Consider the following 14,888-nt stretch of genomic DNA (forward strand, 5'->3'; position numbering starts at 1 on the left):
CGCGGGGAAACAAGTCTTGGTTAGAGAATCGAACCTGCCAGGATCAGTAGCATTTTGGTGTCGATCGCCACGCCAGCCTTACGCTTCTCCGCCACGAACGCCGGCACGTCCGCCAGCGGCACCCGGTGCACGGTGATGTTCTCGTCACCATCACCGCCGCCGTCGCTTACCTTCGTCAGCCCCGTCGCGCGGACCAGCGTGAAGCATTCTGACGTCATTCCCGGCGACGAATAGAACAGGCCCAGGTCCTCGATCGCGTCCGCGCGGTAGCCGGTCTCTTCCTCCAGTTCGCGCCCGGCGGCCATCGCGACGCTCTCGCCCGCGGTTTCGTCACCGACCAGCCCGGCCGGCAGTTCGAGACACGCGCGGCCCAGCGGCACGCGGAACTGCTCCACCAGGATCACGTCGCCGTCGTCGATCGCGACGATTACCGCCGCTGCGATCTCGGCCTGGCGCGCGGCGAATTCCCACGTGCCTTCGGTCTGCACGGTCAGGAATTTCCCGGCCCATACGGTCTTGCTCATAGTTCGATCAGCCTGTCCGGAAGTTCGTTCACCGGCGCACCGGTGCGGGGAAAGTGTTCGGCGAGCACCGCGCCGATCTGCGCGACCGCATCCGCCATGCCGTCGGCGGGGCGATCGTCGCGGACGCCGGCAAGTACCGCCGCCATCGCAGCGCCCCAAGTTTCGTTCGGCACGCGAGAATGGATCGCATCGTCGGCGATGATCTCCGCCCGGTGTTCGGCGAGCGACAGGTACAGCAGCACGCCAGTCGAACCCTTGGTCCGCTTCTCCGCGCCCGCACGAAATAGGAGCAAAGCCCGCCGCCGCACGCGCCGCGCCTTGGTCGCGCCCGGCGTTAGCGCGAGCCGTGCCGGTGTCCACGCCAGCGCCAGCCGTACGCCCAAGAACACCAAGGTCACCAGCACGAGCGCGACCACGTACAGCGCACCCTGTGGTGCCGCCTGCCAGGGATCGACCAACGCGTAGATATGGTCCGCCGCGACCGGGTGATATGCGAGCAGCGCCAGCGTCAGCAGCATCGCCAGCACGCCCCAGTGCATCGACACGTCGTGATAGGCATCGGACTGCCGCGCGACGATCGTAACGATCTCGCCGGTCGTCGCGGTCTCCGCCTGGGTGACCGCCGCCGTGACGCGGTCGTGGTCGGTGTCACTCAACCGCATGTCACCATCCCCCCGATGCGCCGCCGCCGCCGCCGGATCCACCGCCGCCGCCGCCAAAACCACCGCCGCCCCAGCCGCCGCCGCCACTATCGCCGCCGCCACCGCCACCGCCACCGCCCCAGCCGCCACCACCACCGCCGCGAGTCATCGCGTCGGCAATGCTCCACAACACGATCGGCAACGCACCGCTGCCACCGCCGCGCCCTCCATCGGTGTAGCGTTGTCCGCCGGCGCGCCGCGAGATCATCGGAATGACGATCGCCGCCAGCACGATCCCGAAGAAGATCAGCCCGATCGGCACGCCACCACCGCCCGAATTTGAACGACGATGCGTCTCGTCATACTCCGCCGCCGCCGCCGTCACCTTGGCGCGCGCTTCCGCATCGGGCAGCGCAAGCTGGTCCGCGACCGCGTTCGTCCCGGCGACGATGCCGCCGGGGATGTCGCCCGCCTTGAAGCGCGGCAGGATCTGCTGGTTGATGACGACGCTGGAGAACGCGTCGGTCAGCACCGGCTCCAGGCCATAACCGACCTCGATCCGCACCTTCCGGTCGTTCGGCGCGACCAGCAGGATCGCGCCGTTGTTCGCGTCCTTCAGCCCGACGCCCCAGCTTCGCAGCAGCCGATTGCCATAATCCTCGATCGGATAGCCTTCGAGATCGGGCACCGTCGCAACCACCAGCTGGTTGCCGGTCGTCTTTTGCAGGTCGTCGAGCCGCTTGGTCAGCGCCGCTTCCTGATCGGGCGGGATGACGTTCGCCGCATCGACGACGAAGCCGGTGAACTTGGGAAGCGTCTGCGCGGTCGCAGCATTGCTTCCCAGCAGCACCGCGAACGCCAGCGTCAAAAGGTGGCGGAGCATAATGCTCGGATCAGCTCGCGTTGCCGAAGTTCACTGTCGGCGCGGTCTCGGCACCCGGCGTGGTCGCGGCGAATGGCACCATCGGCTTGGCGCCGTAGAAGATCTTCGCGCCGACCGCGTCGGGGAAAGTGCGGATCTTGGTATTATACGCCTGGACCGCGCCGTTGTAATCGCGTCGCGCGATCGTGATGCGGTTCTCGGTGCCCTCGAGCTGGCTCATCAGCGTGGTGTAATTGGCCTGGCTCTTCAGCTCGGGATACGCCTCCTGCAAGCGCTGCAGCGACACGCCGACGGCACCCTGGACGCGCTGATACTGCTCCATCTTCGCCGGATCGGAGAGATCGGCGGCCGAAACCTGCACCGAGTTCGCGGCCGAGCGCGCCTGCGTCACCTGCACGAGGATGTCTTTTTCCTGCGCGCCCGCCGCCTTCACGGTCGCGACGAGGTTGGGGATCAGGTCGGCGCGGCGTTGATAATTGTTCTGGACGTCGGCCCAGCGCGCCTTCGCGGTCTCTTCCGCGGTCGGAATGCTGTTGATTCCGCATCCGGCCAGCGCCGATGCGAGGAGGATCGCGGCGGTACCGCGGGCGATTGGGGCACGTGACATCGGGGCTCTCCTGAATACCTGTGTCACCCTCATAGGACAGTCCGCAGGGTTGGCGAAACCGAAATCGGCGGTTAGCCTTGGGCTGGCAACAGAAGGGGGCGGCATTGCTCAAGGAATTCAAGGCGTTCATCATGCGCGGCAACGTGCTCGATCTCGCCATCGCAGTGATCATCGGCGCGGCGTTCGGCAAGATCGTCACGTCGCTAACCGACGACGTGCTAATGCCGGTGATCGGCAAAATCTTCGGCGGGCTCGATTTCTCGAGCTATTTCTGGCGGATGGGGCCGGTGCCGGCAAACTATGCGGGCTCGCTGAGCGATTACGCGGCGTTGAAGAAGGCGGGGGTGCCGCTGCTCGGCTATGGCGCGTTCGCGACCCAGCTGGTCAATTTCGTGATCGTCGCGGGTATCATCTTCATGATTTTGCGCGTGGTGAACCGGACGGCGGCACTGATCGAGCGCGAGACGGCAAGGTTGAAGCGTGAGGAAGAGGCGGTGGTTGTCGCGCCTGCGCCAGAGCCGGTCGAGATCGCGCTGCTTCGCGAAATCCGCGACGAGTTGAAGGCGCGGGGGTAACACACCTTTCCCTCTCCCCGTCGGGGAGAGGGAGGGAGGAGCCGTAGGCAACGGAAGGGTGAGGGGTTTGAGACTCGGGACGTTACATCCCAACGCCCCCTCATCCGACGCTGCCGCGCCACCTTCTCCCCGAGGGGAGAAGGATAGAACTACGCCGCTACCAGTTCCTCGGCGTTGGCATCCGCCAGGCTCGTGCCATCCAGAATCCGCGCGGTCTCGTCGCGCACGCGCATCATCGCAAAGCGGATCGCGCAGTCGGCTTCGCTCTTGCAGTCGAGGCACGGCCGGTACGCGGTCCGGCTCACGCACGGCACCAGCGCCAACGGCCCCTCGATGATCCGGATGATCTCGCCGAGCGAAATCAGATGGCTCGGCCGCGACAGGCGATAGCCGCCCATCTTGCCGCGATGGCTGTGCAAAAGCCCGGACTCGCGTAGGTCGGCGAGGATCAGCTCGAGGAATTTGCGCGGCACGTTCGCCTCGGCGGCGATCCGCGTCATCGGGATGGGAGGGCCACCAGCGGGAGCACCGCCAAGGAAGATCATCGCGCGGAGCGCGTAGCGGGAGCGCTGCGTCAACATAATGCAGGTTGCTATGCACGCGCTTTGTGGCGAGCGGAAGGCGGTTTGGCACGCCGTGTGCTAACCCGTCGGTGATTTATTCGGGGCAGGTCGCGTCACAGCGCCAGTCTTTTCATTTGACCGGGCTTTTCAGATCGATGCGGCCCCCCTATATCGGTGATGCCGTCGGGGGAATCTTCTCCTGGCGGCTATGGCGATAAACCGTGGCGTGTCATAGACACAGCGGACCCGGGGGCAGTACCCGGCGACTCCACCACCGCCCTCTTCGCAAGAGGGGGACGATGACGGGGTCGAACTAGGATCGACGTGTGTTCAACGACGCTATGTTTCGCTCGGAATGGGACCACCGCAACGGCCCATACACAAGTGCCAACGATAACGAAGCACTCGCAATTGCCGCATAACTGACGGTCTAACGACCTAGTATACGGACGAAAGCGCGGTTCGGGCCACACCGGGCAACAGAAGTGGACACCGGCGGTACGGGGGGCACCGAGCAACAGAAGCTCCCCACTAACCTGACATTTGGCTCCGATCCCGCGGCTCCAATCACGCGGCAAGGCGCTCGACCAGTCGCAGTACCGGCGGGCTGACGCCGAGCGGACCGACCAGCACGTTGGTCACGACCAGCACGCCGCCACCCCAATAATAGGCCGGATGTATCTTCCCGCGCAGGCGCAGGTCGACGATCATCCCCGCGATGACGAACACCGCCATCGACGCGAACACCGCGAGCGGCGCGAACTGGCCCAGCAGCGGCATTGGCAGGATCCGCCCGAGCGCCGGCGACATGACCAGGATCGTGCCACACAACATCAACCGCTTGTGCCACGCCGCCTGTTTCCGCAGTGCGATCGCCCAGGCGGTCAGAATGCCAAACCCGATCACCCCCAGCACATCTAGCACGAGGAAGATCCCAGGCGGAAAGAACGGCGGGACGCGGTGCTGCTGGATCGCTGCGACGGTGGTGACGATGCCCAGCACGACCATCGCCGCTGCGATAACGGCGCCGAGTACGCCGAGTTGTCGATGCCTAGTAATCGATCCCCGGACGACCAGCCAGTTCTGCACGACGTAGAGGATGATCCACGCCAGGAAGGCGGCGGCATGCAAATGAACTTGGCCCGGCAGTTCGAGAAACGTCCAACTCATCCGTGCGGCATTCAACGTGAAGCCAAAGATCACCGTGAAGGCGATCGCTATCGCCATGCCGAGGAAGAAGCGACGCTCGCTCGCGACGACATTCCGTTGCGCAGGCCATACACTATTTAACGATGCCATTGGACCGCCCCCGCGAGTCGATGCTCAAGCGATGGACGATGGCCCTAATACTGATAACGGGCAATACTCATGACGAATGAGGACTGCCTAGACTAGTAGATGTAAGATCCTGAATACTCTTCCAGTCCGTTAACTCCTCAGGGTTGCAGGAGCTTGCTGAGTTGTGCGCCGGTATAGGGCTTCTGCACGAACCGCGCGGCCTTGGGCAATGCGTCAGTGGTACCGTTGTCGGCACCCGACGTGACCAAGATCGCGATGTCGGGACGCTGCGCGTGAACGGCATTGGCGAGGTCGATGCCGTTCAGGTCTCCGGGCATGCGGACGTCGGTGAACAGCGCGGCGATATCGGGCCGCTCTTCGAGCTTCGCCAAGGCGTCGGCCGCGTTGCTGGCTTCAACGACTTCGTAGCCGGCATCCTCCAGCGCGAGGTTGGAATGGACCCGGACGAGGGCATCGTCATCGACGACGAGAATAACGGACTTCGCAATGGCATTCATACCGGTTCGAACATCCGGCATGCCGCTCCGTTCCAATATAAGTCATGTTCTCAAGGCATAACGGGGCAAAGCGAGCCTGACATGAGAAAGGGGCCCGGTTTCCCGAGCCCCTCCATCACTGCCGTTAGGCCGTAATGGCTTAGTCGCGATCGCCGGTCAGGAACGCCGGCGCGAACTCGGGGGCCTTGTCGCCGTCGGTGCGTGCAGCACGCTCGCCGCCGCCGTTGCCGCCGCCATCGCGACGCGGACCACGGCCACCGCCGTTGCCGCCGGCGTCACGGCCGCCATCGCCGTCACGACGCGGGCCACGCGAGCCGCGATCACCGCCGCCGCCTTCGCCGCGCGGACCACGACCGCCGCCATCACGGCCACCGCCGTTGCCGCCAGCATCACGACCGCCATCGCCATCACGACGCGGACCGCGCGGACCACGATCGCCACCCTCACGGGGCTCACGTGCAGGACGCGTGTCCTCCAGCTCTTCGCCGGTCGTCTGGTCGACGACGCGCATCGACAGGCGCACCTTGCCGCGCGGGTCGATCTCGAGAACCTTGACCTTGACCTCCTGGCCTTCGGTCAGGGCGTCAGACACCTTCTCGACGCGCTCGTTCTTGATTTCGGACACGTGGACGAGACCGTCCTTGCCACCCATGAAGTTCACGAACGCCCCGAAATCGACCAGGTTGACGACCTTGCCGTCATAGACCTTGCCGACTTCGGCTTCCTCGACGAGGCCCTTGATCCACTTGATCGCGGCTTCGATCTGCGCGGGGTCGGACGACGACACCTTGATCACGCCCTCGTCGTCGATGTCGACCTTGGCGCCGGTCTGCGCGACGATCTCGCGGATTACCTTGCCGCCGGTGCCGATGACTTCACGGATCTTCGACTTGTCGATCTGGAAGCTCTCGATGCGCGGTGCGTGGGCGCTGAGTTCCTCACGAGTGTGGTCGAGTGCCTTGGCCATCTCGCCCAGGATGTGCGCGCGGCCTTCCTTGGCCTGCGCCAGTGCCTTGCCCATGATCTCCTCGGTGATGCCGGCGATCTTGATGTCCATCTGCATCGTGGTGATGCCCTCGGACGTGCCAGCCACCTTGAAGTCCATGTCGCCGAGGTGATCCTCGTCGCCGAGGATGTCCGACAGAACGGCGAAGTTCTTGCCCTCGAGGATCAGGCCCATCGCGATGCCCGACACTGGACGCTTCAGCGGAACGCCTGCATCCATCATGCTCAGCGAACCGCCGCAGACCGTCGCCATCGACGACGAACCGTTGCTCTCCGTGATGTCCGACAGAACGCGGATCGTGTACGGGAACTCTTCCTTGGTCGGCAGCACCGGGTGCAGCGCGCGCCATGCGAGCTTGCCGTGACCGACTTCGCGACGACCCGGTGCACCGAAGCGACCGACTTCACCGACCGAATAGGGAGGGAAGTTGTAGTGCAGCATGAAGTTTTCGTACGACAGACCGTTCAGGCCGTCGATCATCTGCTCCGCATCACGCGTACCGAGCGTGGTGGTGCAGATCGACTGCGTCTCGCCGCGCGTGAACAGGGCCGAGCCATGCGTACGCGGGAGGAAGTGGACCATCGCCTCGATCGGACGGATCTGCGTGGTGGTGCGGCCGTCGATGCGGGTGCCGTCCTTGAGGATGGCGCCGCGGACGATCTCCGCCTCCAGCTTCTTCATCAGCTTGCCGGCAGCCATCTGGTCCTGCGGGGACGCGTCCGCAAATGCGGTCTTGCCCTTCGCACGAGCGGCATTCAGCAGGTCCGAACGCTTGGACTTGTCGGTCACCTTGTAGGCGGCCGCGATGTCCTTGCCGATCAGCTTCTTCAGCTTGTCCTTGGCGGTCGACAGGTCAGCCTGCTCGGCCATTTCCCAAGGATCCTTGGCGGCCATCTCGGCGAGATCGATGATCAGGTTGGCGGCTTCGCGGCAGGCCTTGTGGGCGAACTGCACGGCGCCGAGCATGATCTCTTCCGAAAGCTCCTTGGCTTCCGATTCGACCATCATCACGGCCTGGCCGGTGGCGGCGACGACGAGGTCGAGATCGCCAGCCTTGGCTTCCTCGAGGGTAGGGTTGAGGATGTACGCGCCATCGACGTAACCGACGCGCGCTGCGCCGATCGGGCCCATGAACGGCACGCCCGAGATCGTCAGGGCCGCCGATGCCGCGACCATCGCGAGGACGTCCGGCTCGTTCTCGCCGTCATACGACAGAACCTGGCAGATCACGTTGATCTCGTTGTAGAAACCCTCTGGGAAGAGGGGACGGATCGGGCGATCGATGAGACGGCTGGTCAGCGTCTCCTTTTCGGTCGCGCCGCGCTCACGCTTGAAGAAACCGCCGGGGATGCGGCCGCTTGCGGAGAACTTCTCCTGGTAATGGACGGTGAGCGGGAAGAAATCCTGCCCTTCCTTGACGGTCCGTGCAGCCGTCACGGCGCACAGAACGACGGTCTCGCCGAGGGTGGCGAGCACTGCGCCATTAGCCTGGCGCGCAACGCGGCCGGTCTCGAGCGTCAGCGTCTTGCCGCCCCACTGGGCGCTTACGGTCTTGGTATCGAACATTCTTTTTCCTTCACTCCGGTCGCCAGATGCGAACGGGGCCTATGTGCGGGCTTAGCCGGCCCGCGGCGGTGTGGAGCGAGTTGTCGCTCCTAAAGGGATCGGCCGAATTGCCCCTCCCTAAATTCCACCCCGGCGAAGGCCGGGGCCCAATTGGGGTACGCTGCTTGTCGCGCGCGCCGCCAGTTTAAATTCTTTTTGCCATGATGCCAAAAGGGGCGACCTTTCGGCCGCCCCTCTGGTTACTTGGTTACTTGCGGAGACCGAGCTTCGCGATCAGATCCAGATAGCGCTGGCCGTCCTTGTGACGGAGATAATCCAGCAGCGTCCGGCGCTTGTTGACCATCATGAGAAGACCACGACGCGAGTGGTTGTCCTTCTTGTGGCCCTTGAAATGCTCGGTCAGGTTCTTGATGCGCTCGGTCAGGATCGCGACCTGGACTTCCGGCGAACCGGTGTCACCCTCGGCGCGCGAATGCTCCTTGACGAGCTCGGTCTTGCGTTCAGCGGTAATCGTCATGAATTCATGTCCTCGACATCACAGATTGAAACCGCGAACGACCCGGACGTCTCCGTCCTCGACCTCGACCAGCGCGACCGGGACAGCGTCCAGTTCGGCGAAGTATTGGCCATCGTCTGCGGCGATCCCGGCCAAGATACGCCCCTGTCGGAGCGCCCCTGCCTGGTCGGGGGTGAGGGAGAGAGCCGGGATGTCGTCCAGCGCCACCCTCAAGGGCAGAAGTACATCTTCAAGCGCGGAGGCCTTAGCGAGTTCGTCCAGTTTGTCCAGCGATATCGCGGACGTGAGGTCGAATGGACCGGCCTTGGTCCGGCGCAACATCGTGACGTGGCCAACGGTGCCGAGGGCAAGGGCGATGTCGCGCGCGAGGGAGCGGATGTAAGTGCCCTTCGACACATGTGCGGTGAGGGTGACCTCTTCAAGTAGGGAGTGGGGCAGGGGCGCATCCTGCAACTCCTCCCCGGCACGGGGAGGGGGACCGCCGTCCGCTTGGACGGGGGTGGAGGGGGGCTCGCCACCAACGGTACGCTTGCGGAAGCCCCCCTCCACCAGCTGCGCTGGTCCCCCTCCCCGTACCGGGGAGGATAGCGAATGAATCGTCACATCCCGGCTCGCGAGCACCACCTCATGCCCGGCCCGCGCCAGATCATAAGCCCGCTCCCCATCCACCTTGAGCGCGGAGTAAGCAGGCGGCACCTGAGAAATCGGCCCCGTGAACTGGGCAAGGACTGCCTCGACCGCCGCCAGAGTCGGCCGCACATCGGAGGTAGCAATGCTCACACCCTCCGCATCGAGCGTGTCGGTCTGCACCCCGAACATCACCGTGAAGTCATAGATCTTGTCGCTATCGAGCATCCGCCCGGCCAGCTTAGTCGCCTCCCCGACGGCAATCGGCAAAACCCCGGTAGCGAGCGGATCGAGCGTCCCCCCATGCCCCACCTTGAACTTCCCATACCCGCCGCTGCGCAAGGCACGCTTCACCGCCGACACCCCCTGTGTCGAGCCAAGCCCCAGCGGCTTGTCGAGAATGATCCAGCCATGCATGCGTATAAGTCCTAGAGTATGGGCCCCCCGTTCGTCCTGAGCGAAGTCGAAGGACATGAGGCAAAGGTGCTTCGACTTCGCTCAGCACGAACGGGCAGGGGAGTAAGGTTCAGCCCAAAGCCTCGCAAAAATGCCGCCGACACAGCGCGACATACCGGTCGTTCCCGCCAATCTCGGTCTGCTGCCCTTCGGCAATCGCCCGCCCGTTCCCATCGACCCGCAGGTTCATCGTAGCTTTCCGCCCACACCCGCAAACCGACTTGATCTCCACCAGCGAGTCCGCCAGCGCCAGCAACCGAGCCGACCCCGGAAACAGCGCGCCCTGGAAATCGGTCCGCAATCCGTAAGCCAGCACCGGTATCCCGACCACATCACAGATATGCGCAAGCTGATCCACCTGCGCAGACGTCAAAAACTGCGCCTCATCCACCAGCACGCAAGAAATCGCGTCCTCGCCGTGCTGCCGAACCACGCAGGCCCCGATATCCGTCCCCGCATCGAACGCGATCGCCGGCGCTTCCAGCCCTATCCGCGACGTGATCGTCCCCGCCGCGAACCGGTCGTCGATCGCCGCCGTGAACAGCATCGTCCGCATCCCCCGCTCACGGTAGTTGAAGTCCGCCTGCAACAGGTTCGTCGACTTCCCCGCGTTCATCGACGCGTAGTAGAAATACAGCTTGGCCATGGGGGCAAAGAGCGGGAACGCGGGGGGATGTCCAGAGGCGTCGCAGTCTTAGGCCGGGAATTCCGCAAGCAGCAAGCTGCTCCCGTACGACCGCCGCTCATCACCCGTCCCGTGGGACCGCCCCCACCACCCGTTCGTCCTGAGTAGCTGCTGAGCTTGTCGAAGCGGCGTATCGAAGGATGGATTGGCGCGGGGGACCTGTGCTTCGATACGAGCCCTCGATACGGCTCTTCGAGCCTACTCGGTCTCTACTCAGCACGAACGGGGAGGGGGAAGGGCACGAGGAGCGTAAGAGGTTCGGAACGGGACAGGACTTAAGAGGCGTTTCATTCCAATCGCCGCAAAGCCCTTACTGACTGCGAGCGAGGTGCTCGCAGCCCGGCAAAATCAATCTTCAGCCAAATCTCGCGCGATGTGCGGGTCACGCAGCAGCGTGTCGATGTGCGTGCCCTCGTCGAAGCTCTCATCTGCCAGGAACTTGAGCTTCGCCGCATACCGCATCTGCACCCGGTTCGCGACTTCGCGCTGGAGGTAGGCGGTGTTGGTGCGCAGCGCCTTCAGTACCTTCTCCTCGTCCTTGCCGAGCAACGGCTTCACGAAGACGGTGGCGTGGCGGAGGTCGGGGGACATGCGGACTTCGGTGATCGTCACGAGGTGCTTTTCGAGCACCGGATCGTGGACATCGCCGCGCGCGAGGATGTCGGACAGCGCATGACGCGCTTGCTCGCCGACTCGTAGCGAGCGGACGGCTTTTGCTTCTGGGGTATCGGTCTTCATTCTTCTAACTCCCTCGCCCCTCCGGGGAGAGGGTGGGGGTGAGGGGCTGCCACGAACGCTGTCGCGCGGTATTGCCCCTCACCCAACCCTCTCCCCGCGGGGGAGAGGGCTCTCGGCCTCAAAGCGTACGTTCGCGCATCTCGACTTCGAACGTCTCGAGGACGTCGCCGGCCTTGATGTCGACGAAGTTCGACGTGAACGTCACGCCGCACTCCAGCCCCGCACGGACCTCGGCAACATCATCCTTGAAGCGACGCAGCGATGCGATTTCGCCCTGGTAGATGATGACGTCGTTGCGCGTGATACGTGCCTTGAGCGCCTTGCGGATATTGCCCTCGGTGACGAGCAGACCCGCCGCCTTGCCGTGCTTGCCCGCCGAGAAGACCTCGCGGATATCGGCACGACCGACGACCGTCTCGAACGCTTCCGGCCCAAGCTCGCCTGCCATCCCCGCCCGGATCTCGTCGATCAGGTCGTAGATCACGTCGTAATATTTGAACGCGACCTTCTGGCGCTCGGCGATCTCGCGTGCCTTGGCGTTCGGGCGGACGTTGAAGCCGATGATCGGTGCACCCGATGCGGCCGCCAACGTGACGTCCGACTCGGTGATGCCGCCGACGCCCGAGCTCAGCACGCGTGCCTTGATCAGGTCGGTGGAGATCTTGTTGATCGCCCCGACGATCGCCTCGACCGTGCCTTGCGTATCCGCCTTCACGACCAGCGGATATTCGATCGCCTGCTTTTCCTTCAGCGCCGAGAACATGCTCTCGAGGCTGGCAGGAACCGAGGCGGTCCGCTTGTCGGTCTTCACGCTGCGACGATATTCCGCGACTTCGCGGGCGCGTGCCTCGTTTTCGACGACCTGGAACGGATCGCCCGCCTGCGGAACACCCGACAGACCGAGGACCTCGACCGGCATCGCCGGACCCGCTTCCTTGATCTGCTTGCCCTTGTCGTCGACCAGCGCACGGACCTTGCCGCTCTCGCCACCGACCACGAAGATGTCGCCGACCTTCAAGGTCCCACGGTTCACGAGGATCGTCGCGACCGGACCACGGCCCTTGTCGAGCTTGGCCTCAATCACCGTACCCTCGGCGGCGCGATCCGGATTGGCGCGCAGTTCGAGCAGTTCGGCCTGAAGCTGGATCTTCTCGATCAACGCATCGAGACCGATCTTCTTGGTCGCGGAGACTTCGACGTCCTGGACGTCGCCGCCCATGTCCTCGACCACGATCTCCTCGCTCAGCAGGCGCTCGCGCACCTTCTGGGCATTGGCGCCTTCCTTGTCGATCTTGTTGATCGCGACGATCATCGGCACGCCCGCCGCCTTGGTGTGGGCGATCGCCTCCACCGTCTGCGGCATCAGGCCGTCATCCGCCGCCACCACCAGGATGACGATGTCGGTGACGTCCGCACCACGCGCACGCATCTGCGTGAACGCCTCATGGCCCGGCGTGTCGAGGAAGGTGATCTTCGACTTGTCCTTCAGCGTGACCTGGTAGGCGCCGATATGCTGGGTGATGCCACCCGCTTCGCCGCGCACCACGTCGGTGCCGCGCAGGGCATCGAGCAACGACGTCTTGCCGTGATCGACGTGACCCATGATCGTGACGACGGGAGCGCGCGGCTTCAGCGTCTCCTCGGCATCGTCGATCGTGTCGTTGGCCAGATCCTGGTCGACATCGCTGACGCGCGTCAGGTTGTGGCCGAACTCGGTGACGAGCAACTCGGCGGTATCCTGATCGATCGTCTGCGTCATCGTGACGGGCATGCCCATCTTGAACAGCGCCTTGACGAGGTCTGCACCCTTCTCGGCCATGCGGTTGGCGAGTTCCTGCACCGTGATAGCCTCTGGGACGACGACGTCGCGGATCTGCTTGGCCTGCGCCTCGCGCGGACCACCGGTACCACGACGCTCCTTCTCGCGCGCACGCTTCAGCGCGGCGAGCGAGCGAGCGCGTGCACCATCACCATCGCCGAGCGCGCGGTTGACGGTGAGCTTGCCCGACGTGCGACGATCGTCACCCTTGCGGTCACGCTGCTGCGGACGCGCAGGCACTGCATCGCGACGGACGCCACCAGCCGGAGCGTTGACGCCGGTCGCGCCGGGGCGCGCCGCGGACGTGCCGGCATTCGCAGCCGTGGTCGGCGCTGCGGCAGCAGGTGCTGCGACAGGCTTTGGCGGCGGCGGAGGACGCTCTGGACGTGCCACCGGCGAGAACCGGCGCGGTGCCGGGAACGCCGGATCGCGGGTCAGTTCGATGACGGGCGGCGGTGCCGGCGGAGCGACAGGGGCCGGCGCAGGCTTGCGAGCCGGTGCAGGAGCGGCAGCTACCGGAGCAGGCGCAGGCGCAGGCGCCGTGGCAACCGGTGCCGGTGCAGGCGCCGCAGCAACGGGGGCTTCGACCGGAGCCGGCACAGGCGCTGGCGTTGGTGCTGCGACCGGAGCGGGAGCCGCTTCGGCCACAGGTGCCGGCGCGGGCGCAGGGGCCTCGACGGGCTTCGGCGCCTTGGCCTCAGCCTCGGCACGCGCACGATCGGCGACGCGATTACGCTCGTCTTCGATCGCCTTGGCCCGTTCGGCCTCCTGGCGACGACGCCCTTCTTCCAGCGTGTTCATGCGCTGCTCTTCGGCCTCGCGGAGCAGCTTGGCCTGGCGCTCCTGCGGCGACAGATTGCTCTGCTGCTGACGCACGGGGGCAGGCGCAGGCTGCGGCGCGCGCGCCTGCGGTGCCGGGGCTGCGGGGGCAGCCGCCGGGGCGGGCGCGGCAACCGGTGCGGCATCCGCGACCTGCACGTCGGGCTCGCCCGGACGGCGCAGGACGCGCGCGCGCTTGGTTTCCACGATCACCGTATTCGATCGGCCGTGGCTGAAGCTCTGCTTCACCTGGCCGGTCTCGACCGTGCGCTTCACACCCAAAGGTGCGCGCATGCCAAGTTTCGGCTTCTCGTTGTCCGTGTCGCTCACTCAAATTCCTCAGTCATGTCCACGGCCGGGCGTGTTCCGGTCGATCCGGACGCCTGTTGTATCGGTGGCGCCCCATTTTGTGGTGACGCCGATGCGCCCTGCGAGGCCGTTTCGCAAGACACGGAAGAAGGTTCGGGGCCGATAAAATGCAGCCAACGGTCGAGCGCTTCGCTCACCCGCTTTGCTGCAGCGCGGTCGGTCAGGCCAATGTGTACCACATTTTCCCGCCCCAGCGCCAACGCCAATATGGTGCGCGATACCGGGAGTGCCAACCCCCGCAAACCCGAGCCCTCGACATCGTTGCCGATGCGCCACGCCTGATCGAGTTTCCGGTTGCCGTCCTCTGCCGCGTCGGACGCGTGATACAGCGCCTTCAGCTTGCCCTGCCGCGCGTTCTGCTCGATCCGGTCGGAACCGATCAATACCGTCCCCGAGCGCGATTCGAGCCCGAGCCGGTCGAGCGCGTTACGCTCGAGCGCGGATTCGATCTTGGCGGGAAGCTCGGGATCGATGGTGAACTCGCCGGTCTTGAACGCGCGGGAGAGAGCGCCCTTGAGCTTGCCCTTCTTGATCGCGGCTTCGAGCTCGACTCGAGTCACCCCGATCCACGCGCCGCGGCCGGGAGCCTTGGCGCGAACGTCGGGAAGGATCTGGCCATCGGGCGACAATGCGAGTCGCACGAGGTGCGGCCGAACGTCGCGCTCACCCGAGAGGATGCACTTGCGAACAGGCATGT

15 protein-coding genes and 1 other RNA gene are annotated in these 14,888 nt (G+C 65.0%); 2 read left to right on the plus strand and 14 right to left on the minus strand.

Features of this window, described 5'->3' with window-relative positions; all coding sequences use genetic code 11:
* Window positions 1-20: 20 nt before the first annotated feature.
* Genes AC1ME3_RS08930 through AC1ME3_RS08945 form a run of 4 tightly spaced genes read right to left on the minus strand, consistent with a single transcriptional unit; the run spans window position 21 to window position 2,655 of the window.
* Window positions 21-524, minus strand: coding sequence for an NUDIX hydrolase (locus AC1ME3_RS08930; protein ID WP_480955692.1), 504 nt, complete (start codon window positions 522-524; stop codon window positions 21-23).
* Window positions 521-1,186 (minus strand): TPM domain-containing protein, encoded by a 666-nt coding sequence (locus tag AC1ME3_RS08935; protein WP_480955693.1) that lies wholly within the window; start codon window positions 1,184-1,186, stop codon window positions 521-523. The genes AC1ME3_RS08930 and AC1ME3_RS08935 overlap by 4 nt, the downstream gene beginning before the upstream one ends.
* 1 nt (window position 1,187) lies before the next feature.
* Window positions 1,188-2,048 (minus strand): TPM domain-containing protein, encoded by an 861-nt coding sequence (locus AC1ME3_RS08940; protein WP_480955694.1) that lies wholly within the window; start codon window positions 2,046-2,048, stop codon window positions 1,188-1,190.
* Window positions 2,049-2,058: 10 nt separating this feature from the next.
* Window positions 2,059-2,655 carry a LemA family protein gene (locus AC1ME3_RS08945; protein ID WP_056051590.1) on the minus strand — a complete coding sequence of 199 codons (597 nt, stop codon included), beginning with the start codon at window positions 2,653-2,655 and terminating at the stop codon, window positions 2,059-2,061.
* Window positions 2,656-2,759: 104 nt separating this feature from the next.
* Between AC1ME3_RS08945 and mscL the strand changes: the two genes are divergently transcribed.
* Window positions 2,760-3,230 carry a large conductance mechanosensitive channel protein MscL gene (gene mscL / locus AC1ME3_RS08950; protein ID WP_056065888.1) on the plus strand — a complete coding sequence of 157 codons (471 nt, stop codon included), beginning with the start codon at window positions 2,760-2,762 and terminating at the stop codon, window positions 3,228-3,230.
* A gap of 149 nt (window positions 3,231-3,379) precedes the next feature.
* On the opposite strand, the gene AC1ME3_RS08955 is transcribed toward mscL, so the two are convergent.
* Window positions 3,380-3,811 carry an RrF2 family transcriptional regulator gene (locus tag AC1ME3_RS08955; protein WP_107954747.1) on the minus strand — a complete coding sequence of 144 codons (432 nt, stop codon included), beginning with the start codon at window positions 3,809-3,811 and terminating at the stop codon, window positions 3,380-3,382.
* A 122-nt stretch (window positions 3,812-3,933) separates the two neighbouring features.
* Between AC1ME3_RS08955 and ssrA the strand changes: the two genes are divergently transcribed.
* Window positions 3,934-4,287: a transfer-messenger RNA gene (gene ssrA / locus AC1ME3_RS08960) on the plus strand.
* 73 nt (window positions 4,288-4,360) lie between these two features.
* On the opposite strand, the gene AC1ME3_RS08965 is transcribed toward ssrA, so the two are convergent.
* The 9 genes from AC1ME3_RS08965 to AC1ME3_RS09005 form a co-directional block, all read right to left on the minus strand.
* Window positions 4,361-5,020, minus strand: a complete 660-nt coding sequence (locus AC1ME3_RS08965) for a hypothetical protein (protein ID WP_480955695.1) — start codon at window positions 5,018-5,020, stop codon at window positions 4,361-4,363.
* A 209-nt stretch (window positions 5,021-5,229) separates the two neighbouring features.
* Entirely contained in the window at window positions 5,230-5,610 is a 381-nt protein-coding gene (locus AC1ME3_RS08970; protein ID WP_480955696.1) for a response regulator, read from the minus strand.
* A 118-nt stretch (window positions 5,611-5,728) separates the two neighbouring features.
* Entirely contained in the window at window positions 5,729-8,161 is a 2,433-nt protein-coding gene (gene pnp, locus AC1ME3_RS08975; protein ID WP_480955697.1) for a polyribonucleotide nucleotidyltransferase, read from the minus strand.
* A 247-nt stretch (window positions 8,162-8,408) separates the two neighbouring features.
* The gene (rpsO, locus tag AC1ME3_RS08980) at window positions 8,409-8,678 is read right to left on the minus strand and encodes a 30S ribosomal protein S15 (RefSeq protein WP_055881152.1); all 270 of its coding nucleotides are present in this window, start codon (window positions 8,676-8,678) and stop codon (window positions 8,409-8,411) included.
* A gap of 18 nt (window positions 8,679-8,696) precedes the next feature.
* Window positions 8,697-9,722: a tRNA pseudouridine(55) synthase TruB gene (gene truB, locus AC1ME3_RS08985; RefSeq protein WP_480955698.1), complete on the minus strand. Its 1,026-nt coding sequence runs from the start codon at window positions 9,720-9,722 to the stop codon at window positions 8,697-8,699.
* Between the two features lie 109 nt (window positions 9,723-9,831).
* Window positions 9,832-10,407 (minus strand): thymidine kinase, encoded by a 576-nt coding sequence (locus AC1ME3_RS08990; RefSeq protein WP_056065907.1) that lies wholly within the window; start codon window positions 10,405-10,407, stop codon window positions 9,832-9,834.
* Between the two features lie 387 nt (window positions 10,408-10,794).
* On the minus strand, window positions 10,795-11,184 hold the full coding sequence (gene rbfA / locus AC1ME3_RS08995; RefSeq protein ID WP_133020949.1) for a 30S ribosome-binding factor RbfA: 390 nt from the start codon (window positions 11,182-11,184) through the stop codon (window positions 10,795-10,797).
* A gap of 118 nt (window positions 11,185-11,302) precedes the next feature.
* Window positions 11,303-14,152: a translation initiation factor IF-2 gene (infB, locus tag AC1ME3_RS09000; RefSeq protein ID WP_480955699.1), complete on the minus strand. Its 2,850-nt coding sequence runs from the start codon at window positions 14,150-14,152 to the stop codon at window positions 11,303-11,305.
* The gene (locus AC1ME3_RS09005) at window positions 14,149-14,886 is read right to left on the minus strand and encodes a DUF448 domain-containing protein (protein ID WP_107954755.1); all 738 of its coding nucleotides are present in this window, start codon (window positions 14,884-14,886) and stop codon (window positions 14,149-14,151) included. The genes infB and AC1ME3_RS09005 overlap by 4 nt, the downstream gene beginning before the upstream one ends.
* Window positions 14,887-14,888: the final 2 nt, after the last annotated feature.

The sequence above is a fragment of the Sphingomonas sp. BL2 genome, from assembly GCF_056680015.1.

Bases quoted from the DNA above. Each gene is read 5' to 3' on its own strand.
- AC1ME3_RS08955 (WP_107954747.1), bottom strand. From the start codon at position 3,811: ATGTTGACGCAGCGCTCCCGCTACGCGCTCCGCGCGATGATCTTCCTT.
- rpsO (WP_055881152.1), bottom strand. From the start codon at position 8,678: ATGACGATTACCGCTGAACGCAAGACCGAGCTCGTCAAGGAGCATTCG.
- AC1ME3_RS08930 (WP_480955692.1), bottom strand. From the start codon at position 524: ATGAGCAAGACCGTATGGGCCGGGAAATTCCTGACCGTGCAGACCGAA.
- pnp (WP_480955697.1), bottom strand. From the start codon at position 8,161: ATGTTCGATACCAAGACCGTAAGCGCCCAGTGGGGCGGCAAGACGCTG.
- AC1ME3_RS08945 (WP_056051590.1), bottom strand. From the start codon at position 2,655: ATGTCACGTGCCCCAATCGCCCGCGGTACCGCCGCGATCCTCCTCGCA.
- AC1ME3_RS08965 (WP_480955695.1), bottom strand. From the start codon at position 5,020: ATGGCGATAGCGATCGCCTTCACGGTGATCTTTGGCTTCACGTTGAAT.
- truB (WP_480955698.1), bottom strand. From the start codon at position 9,722: ATGCATGGCTGGATCATTCTCGACAAGCCGCTGGGGCTTGGCTCGACA.
- AC1ME3_RS09005 (WP_107954755.1), bottom strand. From the start codon at position 14,886: ATGCCTGTTCGCAAGTGCATCCTCTCGGGTGAGCGCGACGTTCGGCCG.
- rbfA (WP_133020949.1), bottom strand. From the start codon at position 11,184: ATGAAGACCGATACCCCAGAAGCAAAAGCCGTCCGCTCGCTACGAGTC.
- AC1ME3_RS08970 (WP_480955696.1), bottom strand. From the start codon at position 5,610: ATGCCGGATGTTCGAACCGGTATGAATGCCATTGCGAAGTCCGTTATT.
- AC1ME3_RS08990 (WP_056065907.1), bottom strand. From the start codon at position 10,407: ATGGCCAAGCTGTATTTCTACTACGCGTCGATGAACGCGGGGAAGTCG.
- AC1ME3_RS08935 (WP_480955693.1), bottom strand. From the start codon at position 1,186: ATGCGGTTGAGTGACACCGACCACGACCGCGTCACGGCGGCGGTCACC.
- AC1ME3_RS08940 (WP_480955694.1), bottom strand. From the start codon at position 2,048: ATGCTCCGCCACCTTTTGACGCTGGCGTTCGCGGTGCTGCTGGGAAGC.